Genomic DNA, 15,044 nt, shown 5'->3' on the forward strand with positions numbered 1-15,044 from the left:
CGTAATCGCTAATGTGCCATCATCTTTTTCGTAATCGTTGATTCAATAGTATGTGCAACGATGTCTTCATAATGTTGGACATTCATCTCCGATAAATCCTCTCCATTTACCACATGAATCTCATAGTGATTGAGGCCTGTCCCTCGTCCAGTTTGGATAATAATAGCAGCCTCTTCCTTATGATCATTTGTCAGATCTGTATAGAATAACTGAGGTTTAGTTCTTGTATCAGGGATTGTCCAGTCAAAATTTTTCCGCTTACCACCAATATCTAAAGTTACCTCTGTAATTTCATTTTGTGCTTCATTTCGTGCAAATAATTTCACCTTCTCATCATCGGAAACGGCGATCAATGGAGCCTTATGCTGTATCTCCAGCTGTGATGAGACCTGTTCAGCAGGGGTGTTTACTGTCTCGTTTGGAACAGTAACACTACATCCAGCTAGTAGAGAAATTCCTAATAACCATAGCCACATCTCTTTTTTCAATGTCTAGTTCCACCTTTTCTATAGCTAATTGACCTTATTATACTGTACAAACATGCCTCATAGCAGTTGAATTCGTGAAGGAAAAGCTTATATGCCAGGGAGTGGAGGTGTAACAATGAAATTCTTAGAGATGGTAGGGGAAAATAGAATTCCATTGTTTGTAAGGTACGTCTCGCATTTTGAAAAGCAAATGAGTGACGATTTCTTTACAATGGCAAATTCATAACGATTTGCTCACCAATAGGTCCCATTCTTCTTTCTCCATGATCCATAAAGCCCACTTTGACATATAAATTCTGTGCAGCTATATTTTTATGATTGACGACTAACACTACTTCATTACATTCTTTAAACTCCTGCTTCACAAAATCAGCAAGTGCAGACATAGCCTTTTTAGCATAGCCCCTACCTTGCTGCTGATGATCGATGGACAGGGCAGTTAGTAACATTGCCTGAGGATTACTAGAATATTGTTGGACTCTGTCCGTTGCATGAAGCACAAAAAAGCCGACAGGTACGCCACCACTTAAAATCACAATTGGATACTGTCCGACCTTCTCGATTGAAATCTCTTGAGGAAGTGCCGTAAATTGGTGTTGTTCTTCAGGTAATTCAAAACGATTTAACTGCTCTACATAGCTTTCAGAGAAATGTACTAACTCAATATTCGTTGTTTCTTGCATAAAAAAGCCCCCTTTTCTAATAGTTTAACCAGAGAACAAACGTTCGTCAAGGAGGCTTGTATTAAAATAATGTGGGGGTAGGTCATTTTAACTTAAAAGGGTACCAAAAAGTAAAATAAAAGAAATACTAATCATCACAATAAGTGTAATGACCATTGTTAAAATTCCTCGAAGCAAGGTCGTTAAATTTTTAACATTTTTCATACCGACCAGGCTTAGGTAGAAACAGGCAATAGACAAGAGTAGTGTCAACAGTAATGGATGGAAATGAAGATAGGTGTCAAAGAAGTCTTTCATTGAACCTGATAGAAAAAATAAAAGAATACAGCCCAAAGATAAGATAAATGACCAGAGATTTAAATTAATTCCCATTGTTTTCCTCCTTCCTATAAAAACGAATTTGTTGTAGGAATGTTCCGATGATTCCGCTTGATAGGGAAAAGGAGAAACTAAATGTGTGTTGCTAGAACAGGGTCACTCGGACGAAAGTGACCCCAAGTACCAAAAAGGAGTGTAAAGTAAAGTTACAAGAACTTTACACTACTATTATTATGTGAAGCTAGCGGTTTAAGATAGTTATCTATCTAAATTACTAACTTTTAATTGTGAGTAAAAATAAATGAGCTAGAAAAAAACGAAAAGGGGAGGAGATTTGAATAGCTGTGGTAGCGATTCATGGTAAAAAGGCTTTAGCTTCTGTAATGGAACAGAGGCTAAAGCCTAAGACGATCAATTAACACATGAAGCTAGCACCAACGATAATAAGAAGGATGAATAGTACAACAATAAGCACGAATGTAGAGCTATTGCCGCTTCCATTGTCCCCGCCACAGTAACTATTGAAATTACAGTAACTCATGAAACACACCTCCTTTCTTTCTTTCTTTTAAAGTATGTATTGGACAAAAGGGGGGTGTTAGCGAGTAGAGAAAAAATGACTTGTCCCTTCATTCGGGAATAAAGCGGTGAAAGCTTTACTTTATTATTATGATGGAATAGTAGCTTGAGTTAGTTGTTAGCCTGTATAGCATCAAGAATAATGAAACAAATTCTACTAATTGTATTGGTATTCAACACGATGTAAAAAAACATCCGTTCTAGGATGTTTTTTTAGTATAACGGCTGCTGCGTATGACAAGGGGGGAAGCCGTTCACATCATGAATCATATGAAGGTCGTATTGCTTTAAGGCAAATTGACTTTGATACAAATATTCAAGAACAAGCAGTTTTCCTCCTGATACGCCACAGAGGACACCAGAAGTTCCTTGACCATTTGTAAAAGAAACACCAACAGGCTGACCGATTAAATACGGAATTTTATGTTGCCAAGGCACAATAGCCACTCCTTTCACTATAATATATGAAAGGCGTAGCTAGAGGTTCTTACCTTCACAAAATCGTACACTCCGTTTGTGGAGATGCTAACTAAATACTGACAAATCAATCATTCTTTCATTACTATTTTTATGGTAATATAAGTTATATATGGGGTTATAAAGAATTTTTAGTTATTAACGATTGGGAGGAGAATGGATGAAATTTAAAAAGGGAATCACCTTTATTCTAGGTCTCTTACTACTTATGCTTGCTGCCTGTACACCAACAGAAAAAAGTGAGAGCCAACTTCATGAGAAAAAGCAAATAACAGATGATGAAGAGATGGTGTTCTCATTTGAGCACCCTCAAACCAAACAAAAATACAAAATCATTCATGCCAATCAACTGTTTTATCCGTATATGGAAAAGGTCAAAGAGAATCCGAATCTTTCAAGCTCGGAAACTCTGGATTTGTATAAAAAGGAAGTTATTCAACCGATCTACCAGGATTGTTTTGAAAATGGGGAATATTATCATATGGCAGAAACTCTGCTTAATACGGTTCCTAGCAGGCTAACAGAAATACAAATGGTGAGTGAAAAAATGGAAACACATAAAGCAGAAATCAATCAACTCATTCAAGAATCGCTATTGAAATCCGCAGACCTCTTACCCTCTCAAAGCGATGTAGCCGTTTGTGTATTCCCTTCAGCAACCAATAATAGAATACCCTTCGCAGTAGGAGCGGGCAAAATCATCCTCCCGCTTTATCTAAATGTTTTGGATGATGGTATAAAGTCAACTGTTGCCCACGAATACCATCACAGCGTTTGGGCGGAAAAATATCTCAATAAAGATGTCGGAGCTTCGGTATTGGATAGTATCGTCTTTGAAGGAAAAGCGGTCATGTTTGAAAAAACCGTTTATCCTGACTACGGCTATACAGCAAAGAATGTAACTTACAACAAGGAATTATGGTCTAAAGTAGAACCTGATTTACATAAGTACGACAGTAATCGTACCTCAGACATCTTATATGGTGGAAAAGGGTTACCGAAAAATTATGGTTACAGTGAAGGCTATAAGATGGTTAAATCCTATCTTGACTTGCATCCTAATCAAACACCAGAGGATTGGACAGCCTTAAGTGCACAAGAAATTTTCGAAGAAGGAAAATACTTGGAACACTATCAATAACTATTTTGGTGACACTTATTTGTGAGAGTACAAAATTAAAGAGCACTTTTACTGATTACAACATGAACTAGTAAAACATGCAGCATAATGATAGGACTTTCTCAATCGAAAAAACAAACAATAAGTCACTACGGTTTTAAATCGCAGTGGCTTATGTAATGCCGCACAGTCCTATTAGGATGATTGGAATGAGGAGAACCTTCCCAAGAACAATGCAACGGCTTTTAATGAATTAAAACTTGGGGAAATCTCCAACTAAACAGAGTATGTAAAAAGGGATAGCATTGTACAAAAACATCTTGGGGGCGATGTTAAAGGTGCTATCCCGACATTAATGTATGTGAAAGAACTTAAGAACATTACCACTGTAAGTAAATTGAAAAGTAATTGAAATAAGGGTGTAAAGCTTTTATTATAGGTATAATCCTAGGCATCATGGATAAAAAAGGTGGTTTTTCCTTGTCTGCTATGAATGAATTTATATTTTCATTTAATAGAAAATTTTTAGTACATATTTTAAATATAATGTCGATTATGAATTGGTTGATTCGCCACCATCTACATGCAAGACTTGCCCTGTAACATGCCTCGAATCATCTGATGCTAAATAGACAAAAGTAGGGGCGACTTCAAAGGGCTGAGCCATTCGGTTAAATAAATTAGTTCCATGTAAGGCGTTTTCATCAGAGGAAAAGCTAGAAGGAATAAGTGGTGTCCAAATACGGCCAGGGGCTATCGCGTTGACACGAATCTGTTTTTTGGCAACGCTTTTAGCTAGGGAACGAGTCCAGCCTACGATAGCCGCCTTTGTAGCAGAATAATCGATGAGTAAAGGTTCTCCAGCATAAGCCACAACGGAGGCAGTGCCAATAATGGAGCTTCCTGCTCGTAAATAAGGGAGAGCGGCTTTTGTCGTATAGAAGTGAGCATATACATTTAATTTAAAGGTTTCATCAAACTGTTCATCCGTGATGTCTGTCAGCTCATTTTGCTGAAATTGAATCCCAACATGGTTACATAAAATATCCAACTGACCAAAAGTGTTCATCGTTTCGGAAACAATGTCTACACATTGTTTTTTAAAGCGAAGATCTCCAGGAAGCAGCAGACATTTTTGTCCTAATTCTTCAACTCTTTTTTTCGTTCTTAGCGCATCTTCATGCTCATCTAAATAAGCAATGGCCACATCGGCCTCTTCTTTCGCAAAGGCAATGGCAGCAGCTGCACCCATCCCGCTATCACCCCCAGTAATAAGCGCAACTTTTCCCTTTAATTTACCACTCCCTTTATAATGAGGATTTTCTATGATGGGCTTAGGAACCATTAAGCTTTCCAATCCCGGTTGGCGTAATTGTCTTTGTTCAGGTTGAGTCAGTGGCACTTCTTTATATTGCGTAATCTTTCCATAGACAGGATATTGCGGGTATGGATCTTCCTTTTTATTGTCCTCAAACCACTTTTGATAAAAGTGGATTTGTGCTAATAATTCACGATAGTCCTTGTCATTCGGATTAGTAATAACCAATCCCTCCTTTTCAACATATACTATGAAAGCTTAGCTTTTTGTGTTAAACATCCAAACAAGCCGTGAAGGAAACAGGAGGACTGAAAATGGAGGTTGAATTTTTCCCAGAAGTTACGCGATTATTAGAAAATGAAGCGTCTACACTTGAGATCCATTATTTGAATGACACCTGGTTAACACCAACCATTGGCGTAAGACCACCTTATTATAGCTACCCAATCTACGAGTCATATTATCCGATTTGGGACAATGAATAAACTGTAAACGAAGAAGCCATCTGGTGTTGTTATTTTTTCAACATCCGATGGCTTCTTGTTGCAGTTAATTCGGGAGTTTTTTTATTCTCAAAACTATTCGCAAAGACAGGTAGGTGATTCACTAAAAAATGAAACGAACGTAATTGTATAAAAGCTTTCTTTTCAGCATTCACCTGCTTTAACCACTACCCACAAAATGAGAGCATGTTTAATCAATAAATTTTATTGGTAATGACTAACAAATGTAAAGTAGAGATTGATGAAAAGTAAAATAAGGTTAATTTTTCTAAAAATATGCTGTGTAACTGTCACTGCTGTAGGTTCTCTTCACAATAATTTTCATACAACAATCGTAAAAGAGGCAGCGGCAAGTTCAAGTGATAAAAAGAGATTAATAGCATTAAATAGGTTAAGATCAAATAAGGTGAAAGTTATTCATTCTTTTCAGTTAGTAGCGATAATTTTGAAAGGCAGAAATTCCTTTCACTTAAGGATATATTGATCAACAACATTTTCATTACATTTTGTCATGAGAAAGGATGGTAATATGAGTAGGAATTTTATTATCTTTGGAGCTAGCCAAGGATTGGGAGATGCATTTGTTAAGGGGTTACCTGTCAAAGGAGATACAGTATGGATGGTAGCACGAACGAGACCCAATAGTTTAGAGCTAAATGATGGAGTAAATCGTCACTGGTTATCCATCGATCTGTCTAGTCAACAACAAATTTCCACTTTAAAAGAAGTGTTACAAGGCATTCCGCTCGATGTATTAATTTATAATGTGGGTGTATGGGAAAAGCGTGGTTTTGAAGATGATTATACATTTGATAAGGATGAAGTAGAGGATATTTCGAAATTAATCAATATCAATCTAACTTCTACTATTACATATATTCAGGCACTTTTACCCAACTTAAGACAAGCGAAGCAGGGAAAGGTTATTTTAATTGGATCTACAGCAGGCTTAGATCACACAAACAATGCACAAGTTTCATTTGTCACATCTAAATTCGGCGTAAGGGGCATTACAAATGCACTACGTGAACATTTAAGGAAAGATAAAATTTCTGTCACATGCATTAATCCTGGTGAACTGGCAGCAGAAGTACCCTATGAAGAAGGAGCGGAAAAAGCCATTCATTTATATGAAGGTACACGAATCCCCGTACAAGATATTGTCTCTCTTGTGCAATGTGTAATTAATCTATCAGCAGTCTCCTGTGTAAAAGAAATTAATGTCCCAGCCATAACGGATTTAAATGCATGATTACTCAGTGAACACTACTCAATATTGAGTAGCGTCATAGTGTTGAAAAACAAAACCATCCATAGCATTTTTGTGAAAAGTGAAAGTGGTTTCCATTGCAGGCTACTTGCTTTCCTGTGGGCGAGCGTAGAGCAGCTTCCTCTGTTTAGTGGCTTGCCTGTCTCGTTATCCCATGGTAGTCAAGTAGCCTTTCACCCCAACCCACAAAAATGTTTTTTTTAGCAAAGGTTTTCATTCCTCTTTATGGAGGGGTGTTGTCACTCATCACTTCTCCACATTGAAAATAAAAATCCTATCCTCCTAAGAATACAGATATTGGACTATTTGATTGCTATGCAAGGATGAAAAAAGTAAAGACACTTTTGCAGAAGGGTTGATTGGAGTGGAGCCAGCGTCACTCCTAGGGTTTTTAGCGTCACAGATGAGACCCTGGAGCGAACGAAAGTGAGTGAAGCGGCTCATGGGACGCCCCCTGGAAAGGACGCTGGCGGAACGGAAATCAACCCCTTGCCTTTCAAAATTACTTTTTCTGCCGTTGACATCACCTTTTTTCAACAACAGGACGTGAGTAGCGTCTTTTAATTAAAAGGGGAAATAGATTCCTTCTCTTAGAAAAAATTTTCACGATCCCTTCACACATAACACTACAATTAAGCTCATATAAATAAAGGTAGTAAAAAAATCAACATCCTTTCATCGTCATAATCAAATTCTAAAATCACTTCCAGCCTATTAAATCTTAAGAAAATCTTCAGGTTCTACTAGGAAATATTTAAGATTCGCTGTGTATAATTATAAAAAAAGGAAATTCACGAAACCATTTGAAGATTTAAAACGTATTGGTAGTAGGAGAGAGAATATTAAGTAGGTGAAGATATGGCACATACGATTTACATAGTATTAACCAAAACAGGGACGTTATTATCAAAAGCGATCGGCATGTATACGGGCAAGGAGATGAATCATGCATCCATAGCCTTTGATGAGGGGCTATTTGAAATGTATAGCTTTGGTCGAAGGCAATTGAACAATCCGTTAAGTGGGGGCTTTTTACGAGAGGATGCAGAAAGAGGGCTATTTGAGTGTGCGGATTGTGTTATTTATCGCTGTCGTATATCACATTATCAATATTTAGACATGATGAAAATTGTCCGTTATATGTACTGGAATCGAGATCGCTATAAATATAATTTTATCGGACTTTTTGGTGTGGTGATGCAAAAGGAAGTGAGACGTGAGCGTGCTTATTTTTGTTCCCAGTTTGTAGCGACGCTACTAAAGGTGGGAGGGCTAAAAATATATCAAAACCCAGCATTAATGACGCCTCATTGCCTAGCGCAATTACCGTATTTAGAGAAAGTATTTGCAGGGAAATTGGCAGATTATTTACAAACGGTTCGTGAGCCAGCTATGCTATATGGTTAAGATGCACTGCCTGACGTTTAAATAGTAAAATAGACACTCATGCGACAATCTTCTATTTTGTAAGAGGATTGTCTTTTTATCTTTCAGCGGAAAACACCCTTCTTTATCGGTGGTGCGATAAAGGTACAAATTGTACTTTTTGCTTCAATGGTGTCCCAATACTTTTCGAGCAAGCTCGAAAAAAATGAACGCAATTACGCTAAGGCGTCATCAATATTAGTCATATTTACCCCATATAGAATGTCAATAAACCTAGTTGCTGGAAACTGGAAAATGAGTCCTATTCCTGTTAAAAGAGTCACCATAAAATTGCTATCATAATTAATAGATACGTACGTTCTACGAGTGATATCAGCAAGGAGGATATGGAAATGAGTGATGAAATAGCAGCAGTTGGCTGGGATGCGATTGATCAGGCATTAGCACAGGTATATGGTGAGCAGGAGCCAAAGCATTATGGAACTTTGATTCCCTATTCACTAGGAGGACAAGATCCTTTAGATGGAATTAGTGTTTATAAAAGCGAAACATCCATTCCGCATTGGCATTTTGTTACATATGGCTTCTCGGAACTATATGAAAAGGAATTTGAAAACAAGGACTATAGTGGATATGGATTTGAATTAACATTTCGACTAGTACGTCAACATGATGAGGAAGAGCCACCTGCTTGGGCATTGAATTTACTACAGAATATGGGCAGATATGTGTTTAATAGTGGTAATGTATTTAGAGCGGGAGATTATTTGGATGCAAATGGTCCGATTTGCCTCGATGCCGACACACAATTAACGGCACTAGCCTTTACACATGATCCAGAGCTTGCTGAAATCGATACACCAAATGGCAAGATGGAGTTTATCCAAATGGTCGGTATTTCAGAGGATGAGTTAGAAGCGATGCAGACATGGAATACACTTGGTGTACTACAGGCTGGCATGAAGCAAATACCAAGCTATACTACGGATTTAACAAGAACTTCTCTCCTACAAAATCCTGAAGTTGCCGAGGCAGTTGTGCGAGGAATGGAAGAAGATGGCTCTAATACGGGGTTTCTTTTCGTAGATCAACTTGCTTGGGAAGTAGAAAAAAAGAGCTGGTTTAACAAACCGTCTAATGTTGTTCAACTTGGAGCAAAGCAAGCAGCTGTCATTAGTAAATTATTACGTGGACGTATTCTGAAAGATAAAGATCTTACCTTAGTCGGTCAACAAATAACGATAATATTTAAAGCAGGCCCTCAGGTAGGTTATTCAGAGAATGGTCAAGAGATTACGATCACATTGAACAAGGCAGCGGTAGAAGAATTAAGTCAGAGGCTGATACCGCAAGAAAGTCAATTCACTATTTCTTCTTTAGTTGGTGTAAGTTTTCAAATTTTGAAGACACATATTAAAAATCAAGAAGGAGCGGTTGTGAAAACAATCGGATAAGATGGATCTCTCGCTAAGGCTTTAGCGGGAGATTTTTCTCTAATCCATAGAAAGGGAGGATGTAAAGTGAAGCAGTGTGTAGAGCATTTTCTAGCGGCTGTGTGGGAGCAAATCACGGCTGTTTATCAACAAGAGAGTAAACGAATAACAGGGCTGAAAGAGCAAAGTAGGTTACAAGCAGGCATCCTTCAATATTTGAAAGTTGCCTGGAAAAAAGGAAAAAGTCCTAATGGCACAATCTTTATAGATGTTTATGAGCCATTTAGTTGGAGTGATAGCTCCTATAAGGTGGAAGCGGGTTCATACATACAAGAATTTACAGATGTCCAGCATATTGAAGAGCTTTTTAGTGCTTTATGTACTAAAACAGAGGAAGTATTTCAATCTGAGCAATACGGTCCCCGATTTTTTGATTACCGCTTTGAGGTTGTGCTGGAATTTGAACATGATAAAACGGTGCTTCATTATCAAAAGGAGCTGTTGAATAATCGTAAACTAGCGTCAACGAAACAAGTGCTGGCAAGCTTTATAGAAACAAAGGTGATGGCAGAGCTACCAGTAAGACCAAGTGACAATGATGAATTTTTCCTTGCGAAGCATTTGGTCAATCCACATTTTTTCCATCAAACAGCTGAGGAAGTCGAACCATTTATTCATCGGCTTCAAGAAAAGCATCAGGCGAATAAAGAACGTTTAGACAAATGGATTTATTATTATACAATGGCCTTTAAGCAGTGGGCAGAGGAGCATTTTTTAACGCACTATTTTGAACAAGCAGGCGATTATAGGAAAGAGTGGGTATTGAAAACAGAGGACTCGGTACAACAACTAGAGCAGGAAAAACTAGATTTCTTTCTTTATGTCGCGTTGAAGATTGGTCAAAAAGAGCCAGCCACTCGATTAGAATACTTGGAACTTGCGAAGCAGCTTGGCTCGCTGCAGGCAGCTAATTATTTGGAAAAAGGAAGCGGTCGTTTTGAAAGTATAAGAAAGCGGGATGTATTCGAAGGACAGGCAAATGATATTTTACAAACGATTGGTATACGAGTGATGGTAGAAGAGGAAAACGCTTATCGTGAAGCCCTTTACTATATCATTCAACTGCTACAAGAAGGTTTTCCAAAGGGCTATAAGCTGACTTTAAAGAGTAAAGCGAAAAATTATCTTCCTATTAAAAAGTTAGCTAAATCAAAACTTCATCAATTTTTCGCCAATTGCCTACAATATCCAAATCTTTTCCCTTTATTAGCGGACTATGCCCAGCTCGCTATGGAGGAATATGCTTGGTATCAGGATGTTGAGCCGAGTGAAAAATCAGCTATGCCCAGCACCTATGCGGTTTTTGGATTAGGGCTTTATAGCAAGGATTATTTTCCACTTGTTCAACGATATATGTTACTCGTTGATACAGAGCATCAATCCGTGCAAGATACTTATGCGGAAGCCTTTCTTGAAGCTCATGGCTTATCAGTAGAGATGATGCCTGTGTTTGTAGCTATTTTACTTGGTGCAAGTGAATCAGCTAAGCCAATAAAGAACATTGACATCATGGATTTAGATTTGCTCGTGGCACTCGGACAAGAACTTGAAAAGAAAGCAGATTATCAGCGTCCATTTGTTTTATATCGAATATTCGGTAGTTCCAAGAAGCTTGCTCAGCGACTAAAGCAAGAATCAGCACCAATAAGGGATGAACTTGAGAAATTACTGCAATGGATGGATTCCTGAAGGGGGTAGACGAATGGAATGGACGGAAGTGAGTAAATCCAAGGATTTAGAGGTCGTTCGGGAGGCCATTAGTAAATTAGATGTAAATGAGCGAGATGCACGTGGGAGAACACCATTAATGCTTTTTATAACAAATCGAATGCCACATGAAGGAATCAAGCTTCTTTTGGCACAGCATATAGACTTGGAGGCACGAGATAAGCTTGGTGATACAGCACTGAAAAAAGCGGTAAAGTTTAAGCAGAAAGAAGTGATTTCTTTACTACTTGCAAAGGGTGTAAATTTATCTGAGCCAGAGGGGATTACCGCTACAGCTTGGTTTGCGGCAAGGGAGCATGCAAGAATAGCTGATTTATTGGTAGATACACCAGGTGCAATCCGTCTAACTTTGAATGCAGAAGAACAACAGCAAGCTGATGCCATTTTATACGAGGATGCTCTCAATACAATGTGCCAGCGCATAAGCAAGATATCATCAGCTGTTATTTTACATGCCATTGTCAATAGCTATAACTGGGATGATGGCCCCGAGCCTATGCTCGCAGCATTAGCTAATCCAGTTTGTGCCCCTATTACCATGATAGACATGTTTGAGCTAATGGAAGGAGAATATTGGCTAGCACTAACAGAGGAAGAGATAGCGAGTTCCGATTGGAAGCGACCATGGAAAGAGATGGCACTAACCTTACAAGAAAAATTAAAGTGCTAGCTAGGAGAGAATAATGGACCAAAAAGCAAGGAAAATATTGATGCAAACCTATTGGCAATCTGGTGGATGGCGTTCAGGTGGTTATACCTATACAGAAGAAGATTTTCAATATGCTAAAAGTAAGGGCTTGATGTTTGATCGATTAACGATTTCCCATGATGAATGTGTACAAAGATTGCAACAGCTTCATGAGAAATCCTTAACAAAGGAGCTTGTGGTAAAGGCATTTTTGCATAGCTTATCGACGCGCAAAGTACATTTACGCAGTGCCTTATCGAGCTGGGCTCTTACGCATGATTTACCAATGCATACGTATGATGAACAACCTGTGGCATTGGTCTCCTATAGTGGCTGTGGCTACTGTAATGAGCAGAAAATCATGTCCAATGCTACGTATGTCAATGAAGATTTAAATGTGCTTAATTTTGAACGCATCAAGTGGGGAGGGGTTCGCCTCAATTGGCTCATCTATTGTTTACTAGACTTAGAATGCCTAGTGAAAGAACAAGAAGCATTGAATGTAAGTGAGGATGACGTAGCCATCTTACAACAGATGGTAGCAGCAATAGAATCCTGTAACGACACAGATGCAGCTAGACAGCTTGAAAAGCGCTGGAAAGATGTTTTCAAGTCCAATCAACATGAACGAGATGTGGTCATGGAAATCTGGGGTTATGCGGGACTACTCGTATCAAAGGATGATTATCGCAAGGAGCGTGGACGTGGAACTGATTTTATGTCAATGGCGACTTGGAGAGGACAGGATGGCTATTCACAGGAAAAGATGAAGTTTTACTTTGCCTCCTACCTATAAAGCTGAGGATTATTGATATAGCAAAGGAATTTTAAGAGCGGCTACTATAATGAACAGCTGTCATGGTCATGCGTGCAGATTTTACTTTTACCAGAGCTTTACTAGAATAAATAAGAGAGGTGCAGTGAGATGGGGGCTTGGGGATACAAAGCATTGGAAAGTGATGAAGGTTTAGATGTAGTGGCGTTTTTGAGGGAGTTTATGGAACAGCATAAGGAATCCAATCAGCTAACATTATCGGATATTGTACAGGCTATGAAACAGCAAGGCTTTTTTGGTAAAACATTGGAGGATATAGATTTTTTCTACGATATAAGTGCCCTGGCTTTGGCAGAGCTTTATAGTCAATATCTGGATACAGGAACCATTTATGGTCAAGAAAGTAAGGATAGACAAATACAATGGGTAGTAGATGAAAGCTCTTTGACATTTATATTGCGGTATTTACAGGACATTAGAGATGAAGTACCTGATCAACATGGTAGTAGAGAGATTGTAGAATTATGGCAAGAGTCCAAGAGTTGGCCAGAATGGCAGTCCAACTTAGCCTATCTTATTCAGACGGTGGAACAAGCGATTAACCGTTTGCCACAATAAAAATAGATGGAGTGATTGGAAATGACCTATGATTTTTGGATGATGGCTTCCATCATGGAGTTGGTTGAATATCCAGATGAGACAAGTGATGACTATATAGCACATCCAACTTTACAGACGATCATGGATGTGCTTGAAATCCAAGTACCGATAGCAGAGATTTACGAACGTTATTTTGGTCAATCCATTCATACAGGACATGTTTTAGTATTTGCGAATAAGCAGCAACCACATGTCTGTGTGGTACTTGATACTTATCGAGATCCGCTCGATCAGCTGGATTTAATTCAATTTGGCTGGAGAGTGAACACAAAAGATGTTCACCTAGTAAGACAGCTGACACGAAAACTATTTGATAATTGTGATGAGGGGATTCGCTATGAGGAAGGTCAATCCATTCTCTATCAGGTATTACAAGAACAACGCTATCCTCGAAAACTATACTATGAGACATTATATGAACAACAGCTGAAGAAATTTTGGGTATGATAGCATCAAAAAGGATTCGTAACACTTTCTATAAAAAGTGTACGAATCCATTTCCTAGAACCTATACAAAGAAAAAGCTGAATAGAGATAGCGCAATCGAAATGATCACAATAGGTCCAATCATTTTCATATGTCGTTTTCGTGCCATTACAACAATCGCTACATATTCACGAATCATCGCATTTGGCCAATAATAAAAGGCTGTCTTAGAGCCAATGCCCTGACTATCTAAGCCCGCAAGTCTTGCATAAATACCCGCACGAAAAAGATGGAAATTATTCGTGGTGAAAATACTGTTATAGGCCTTACCCTGTTTCCGATCATCCATGAGCTGCTTAGAAAATAACATATTTTGATAGGTATTCACAGAGCGGTTCTCCTGGAGTGTATGCTCAATGGGAATGCCTTTTTCTATTGCATATCGTTGCATCGCTTCAGCTTCGGGTAGATTTTCATCAGGACCTTGTCCACCAGAGAAAATAATGGTAGGTGGAGTAGTCACTGCTGCTTGCTTATGATAGAAGTCAATTGCCTTTTGAATTCTACTAGCTAAAAGTGGAGGCACCTTATCATTAATTAATCCACTGCCTAGTACAATAATAAAATCTTGATTCAATCGAGGGCGATTGAATTGGTAGAGAAAATAAGCAGATAAAAAATTGGATAAATGGATAAAAAAATAAAACGTAATGAGTGAAATTCCACCAAAAATGGGCTGGAGGTGGACTGAAAACAAACTCGCTGGATTGATAATCGGTAATAGGATAAAAAGTAAAATGCCAATCGCCACAAGTAATGTTAAGGAATTGGCTAAACGTCTACCTTCTCGCTTCATTAATACTCTCGCATTTAAAAATAAACCAAACATTAAAGCCACAATACCAAAAGGAATTAAAATGAAAAGAGCAATCAGTGGAATAATGACAATAAGCCTTAAAAAGTAATGGTCAGATGCTAAAGATAGAATGACGCAGAATAGCAGAAATGAACAGACAAATAGATTAAATAATAGTCCGTTGATCATTTTTCTTGGGTCTTTAAAGTAAGAAATAAGAAAAACGATGAAAAGAATCAGTGGAATAATGCCAAAATACATACAAAATGCACCTCT

At 38.3% G+C, this 15,044-nt stretch carries 17 protein-coding genes; 10 read left to right on the forward strand and 7 right to left on the reverse strand.

What is annotated here, in order from left to right; translation table 11 throughout:
- Window positions 1-8: 8 nt before the first annotated feature.
- The 5 genes from AAJG31_RS00510 to AAJG31_RS00530 all read right to left on the reverse strand — a co-directional run bounded on the left by AAJG31_RS00510 (window position 9) and on the right by AAJG31_RS00530 (window position 2,506).
- Entirely contained in the window at window positions 9-488 is a 480-nt protein-coding gene (locus AAJG31_RS00510; protein WP_279495244.1) for a hypothetical protein, read from the reverse strand.
- A 206-nt stretch (window positions 489-694) separates the two neighbouring features.
- Complete coding sequence (locus AAJG31_RS00515; RefSeq protein WP_048392488.1) at window positions 695-1,171, reverse strand: GNAT family N-acetyltransferase; 477 nt, start codon at window positions 1,169-1,171, stop codon at window positions 695-697.
- Between the two features lie 87 nt (window positions 1,172-1,258).
- Window positions 1,259-1,543, reverse strand: a complete 285-nt coding sequence (locus tag AAJG31_RS00520; RefSeq protein WP_036076476.1) for a hypothetical protein — start codon at window positions 1,541-1,543, stop codon at window positions 1,259-1,261.
- 361 nt (window positions 1,544-1,904) lie between these two features.
- A complete protein-coding gene (locus tag AAJG31_RS00525; RefSeq protein WP_081011033.1) occupies window positions 1,905-2,030 on the reverse strand; it encodes a YjcZ family sporulation protein in 126 nt (41 codons plus the stop codon).
- A 251-nt stretch (window positions 2,031-2,281) separates the two neighbouring features.
- A complete protein-coding gene (locus tag AAJG31_RS00530; RefSeq protein WP_004224247.1) occupies window positions 2,282-2,506 on the reverse strand; it encodes a hypothetical protein in 225 nt (74 codons plus the stop codon).
- 199 nt (window positions 2,507-2,705) lie between these two features.
- Here AAJG31_RS00530 and AAJG31_RS00535 point away from each other — a divergent pair, with 199 nt between their 5' ends.
- Complete coding sequence (locus AAJG31_RS00535) at window positions 2,706-3,686, forward strand: DUF2268 domain-containing putative Zn-dependent protease (RefSeq protein ID WP_279495241.1); 981 nt, start codon at window positions 2,706-2,708, stop codon at window positions 3,684-3,686.
- 532 nt (window positions 3,687-4,218) lie between these two features.
- Here the strand turns inward: AAJG31_RS00535 and AAJG31_RS00540 are convergent.
- The gene (locus tag AAJG31_RS00540) at window positions 4,219-5,160 is read right to left on the reverse strand and encodes an SDR family oxidoreductase (RefSeq protein ID WP_167334363.1); all 942 of its coding nucleotides are present in this window, start codon (window positions 5,158-5,160) and stop codon (window positions 4,219-4,221) included.
- 137 nt (window positions 5,161-5,297) lie between these two features.
- Here AAJG31_RS00540 and AAJG31_RS00545 point away from each other — a divergent pair, with 137 nt between their 5' ends.
- The 9 genes from AAJG31_RS00545 (at window position 5,298) to AAJG31_RS00585 (ending at window position 13,933) form a co-directional block, all read left to right on the forward strand.
- The gene (locus AAJG31_RS00545; protein WP_167444824.1) at window positions 5,298-5,468 is read left to right on the forward strand and encodes a hypothetical protein; all 171 of its coding nucleotides are present in this window, start codon (window positions 5,298-5,300) and stop codon (window positions 5,466-5,468) included.
- 547 nt (window positions 5,469-6,015) lie between these two features.
- Window positions 6,016-6,738 (forward strand): SDR family NAD(P)-dependent oxidoreductase, encoded by a 723-nt coding sequence (locus AAJG31_RS00550; protein ID WP_066037249.1) that lies wholly within the window; start codon window positions 6,016-6,018, stop codon window positions 6,736-6,738.
- Between the two features lie 876 nt (window positions 6,739-7,614).
- Window positions 7,615-8,163 (forward strand): hypothetical protein, encoded by a 549-nt coding sequence (locus tag AAJG31_RS00555; RefSeq protein WP_036076496.1) that lies wholly within the window; start codon window positions 7,615-7,617, stop codon window positions 8,161-8,163.
- Between the two features lie 371 nt (window positions 8,164-8,534).
- A complete protein-coding gene (locus tag AAJG31_RS00560; protein WP_279495239.1) occupies window positions 8,535-9,596 on the forward strand; it encodes a suppressor of fused domain protein in 1,062 nt (353 codons plus the stop codon).
- Between the two features lie 66 nt (window positions 9,597-9,662).
- Window positions 9,663-11,324, forward strand: coding sequence for a DUF6138 family protein (locus AAJG31_RS00565; protein WP_279495236.1), 1,662 nt, complete (start codon window positions 9,663-9,665; stop codon window positions 11,322-11,324).
- Window positions 11,325-11,337: 13 nt separating this feature from the next.
- Window positions 11,338-12,033, forward strand: a complete 696-nt coding sequence (locus tag AAJG31_RS00570) for a DUF4274 domain-containing protein (RefSeq protein WP_279495234.1) — start codon at window positions 11,338-11,340, stop codon at window positions 12,031-12,033.
- Between the two features lie 13 nt (window positions 12,034-12,046).
- Window positions 12,047-12,847 carry a hypothetical protein gene (locus tag AAJG31_RS00575; protein ID WP_279495232.1) on the forward strand — a complete coding sequence of 267 codons (801 nt, stop codon included), beginning with the start codon at window positions 12,047-12,049 and terminating at the stop codon, window positions 12,845-12,847.
- Between the two features lie 129 nt (window positions 12,848-12,976).
- Window positions 12,977-13,444: a DUF4259 domain-containing protein gene (locus tag AAJG31_RS00580; protein ID WP_279495231.1), complete on the forward strand. Its 468-nt coding sequence runs from the start codon at window positions 12,977-12,979 to the stop codon at window positions 13,442-13,444.
- 21 nt (window positions 13,445-13,465) lie between these two features.
- Window positions 13,466-13,933, forward strand: coding sequence for a hypothetical protein (locus tag AAJG31_RS00585; protein ID WP_103118297.1), 468 nt, complete (start codon window positions 13,466-13,468; stop codon window positions 13,931-13,933).
- 61 nt (window positions 13,934-13,994) lie between these two features.
- Here the strand turns inward: AAJG31_RS00585 and AAJG31_RS00590 are convergent, their stop codons facing one another.
- Window positions 13,995-15,029 carry a YdcF family protein gene (locus AAJG31_RS00590; protein WP_279495230.1) on the reverse strand — a complete coding sequence of 345 codons (1,035 nt, stop codon included), beginning with the start codon at window positions 15,027-15,029 and terminating at the stop codon, window positions 13,995-13,997.
- Window positions 15,030-15,044: the final 15 nt, after the last annotated feature.

Source organism: Lysinibacillus sp. BS3, from assembly GCF_039614735.1.
Lineage (GTDB): Bacteria > Bacillota > Bacilli > Bacillales_A > Planococcaceae > Lysinibacillus > Lysinibacillus capsici.

Coding starts and splice junctions, on each gene's coding strand:
- AAJG31_RS00545 (WP_167444824.1), top strand. CDS start 5,298: ATGGAGGTTGAATTTTTCCCAGAAGTTACGCGATTATTAGAAAATGAA.
- AAJG31_RS00555 (WP_036076496.1), top strand. CDS start 7,615: ATGGCACATACGATTTACATAGTATTAACCAAAACAGGGACGTTATTA.
- AAJG31_RS00515 (WP_048392488.1), bottom strand. CDS start 1,171: ATGCAAGAAACAACGAATATTGAGTTAGTACATTTCTCTGAAAGCTAT.
- AAJG31_RS00580 (WP_279495231.1), top strand. CDS start 12,977: ATGGGGGCTTGGGGATACAAAGCATTGGAAAGTGATGAAGGTTTAGAT.
- AAJG31_RS00585 (WP_103118297.1), top strand. CDS start 13,466: ATGACCTATGATTTTTGGATGATGGCTTCCATCATGGAGTTGGTTGAA.
- AAJG31_RS00520 (WP_036076476.1), bottom strand. CDS start 1,543: ATGGGAATTAATTTAAATCTCTGGTCATTTATCTTATCTTTGGGCTGT.
- AAJG31_RS00575 (WP_279495232.1), top strand. CDS start 12,047: ATGGACCAAAAAGCAAGGAAAATATTGATGCAAACCTATTGGCAATCT.
- AAJG31_RS00550 (WP_066037249.1), top strand. CDS start 6,016: ATGAGTAGGAATTTTATTATCTTTGGAGCTAGCCAAGGATTGGGAGAT.
- AAJG31_RS00560 (WP_279495239.1), top strand. CDS start 8,535: ATGAGTGATGAAATAGCAGCAGTTGGCTGGGATGCGATTGATCAGGCA.
- AAJG31_RS00570 (WP_279495234.1), top strand. CDS start 11,338: ATGGAATGGACGGAAGTGAGTAAATCCAAGGATTTAGAGGTCGTTCGG.
- AAJG31_RS00590 (WP_279495230.1), bottom strand. CDS start 15,029: ATGTATTTTGGCATTATTCCACTGATTCTTTTCATCGTTTTTCTTATT.
- AAJG31_RS00535 (WP_279495241.1), top strand. CDS start 2,706: ATGAAATTTAAAAAGGGAATCACCTTTATTCTAGGTCTCTTACTACTT.
- AAJG31_RS00525 (WP_081011033.1), bottom strand. CDS start 2,030: ATGAGTTACTGTAATTTCAATAGTTACTGTGGCGGGGACAATGGAAGC.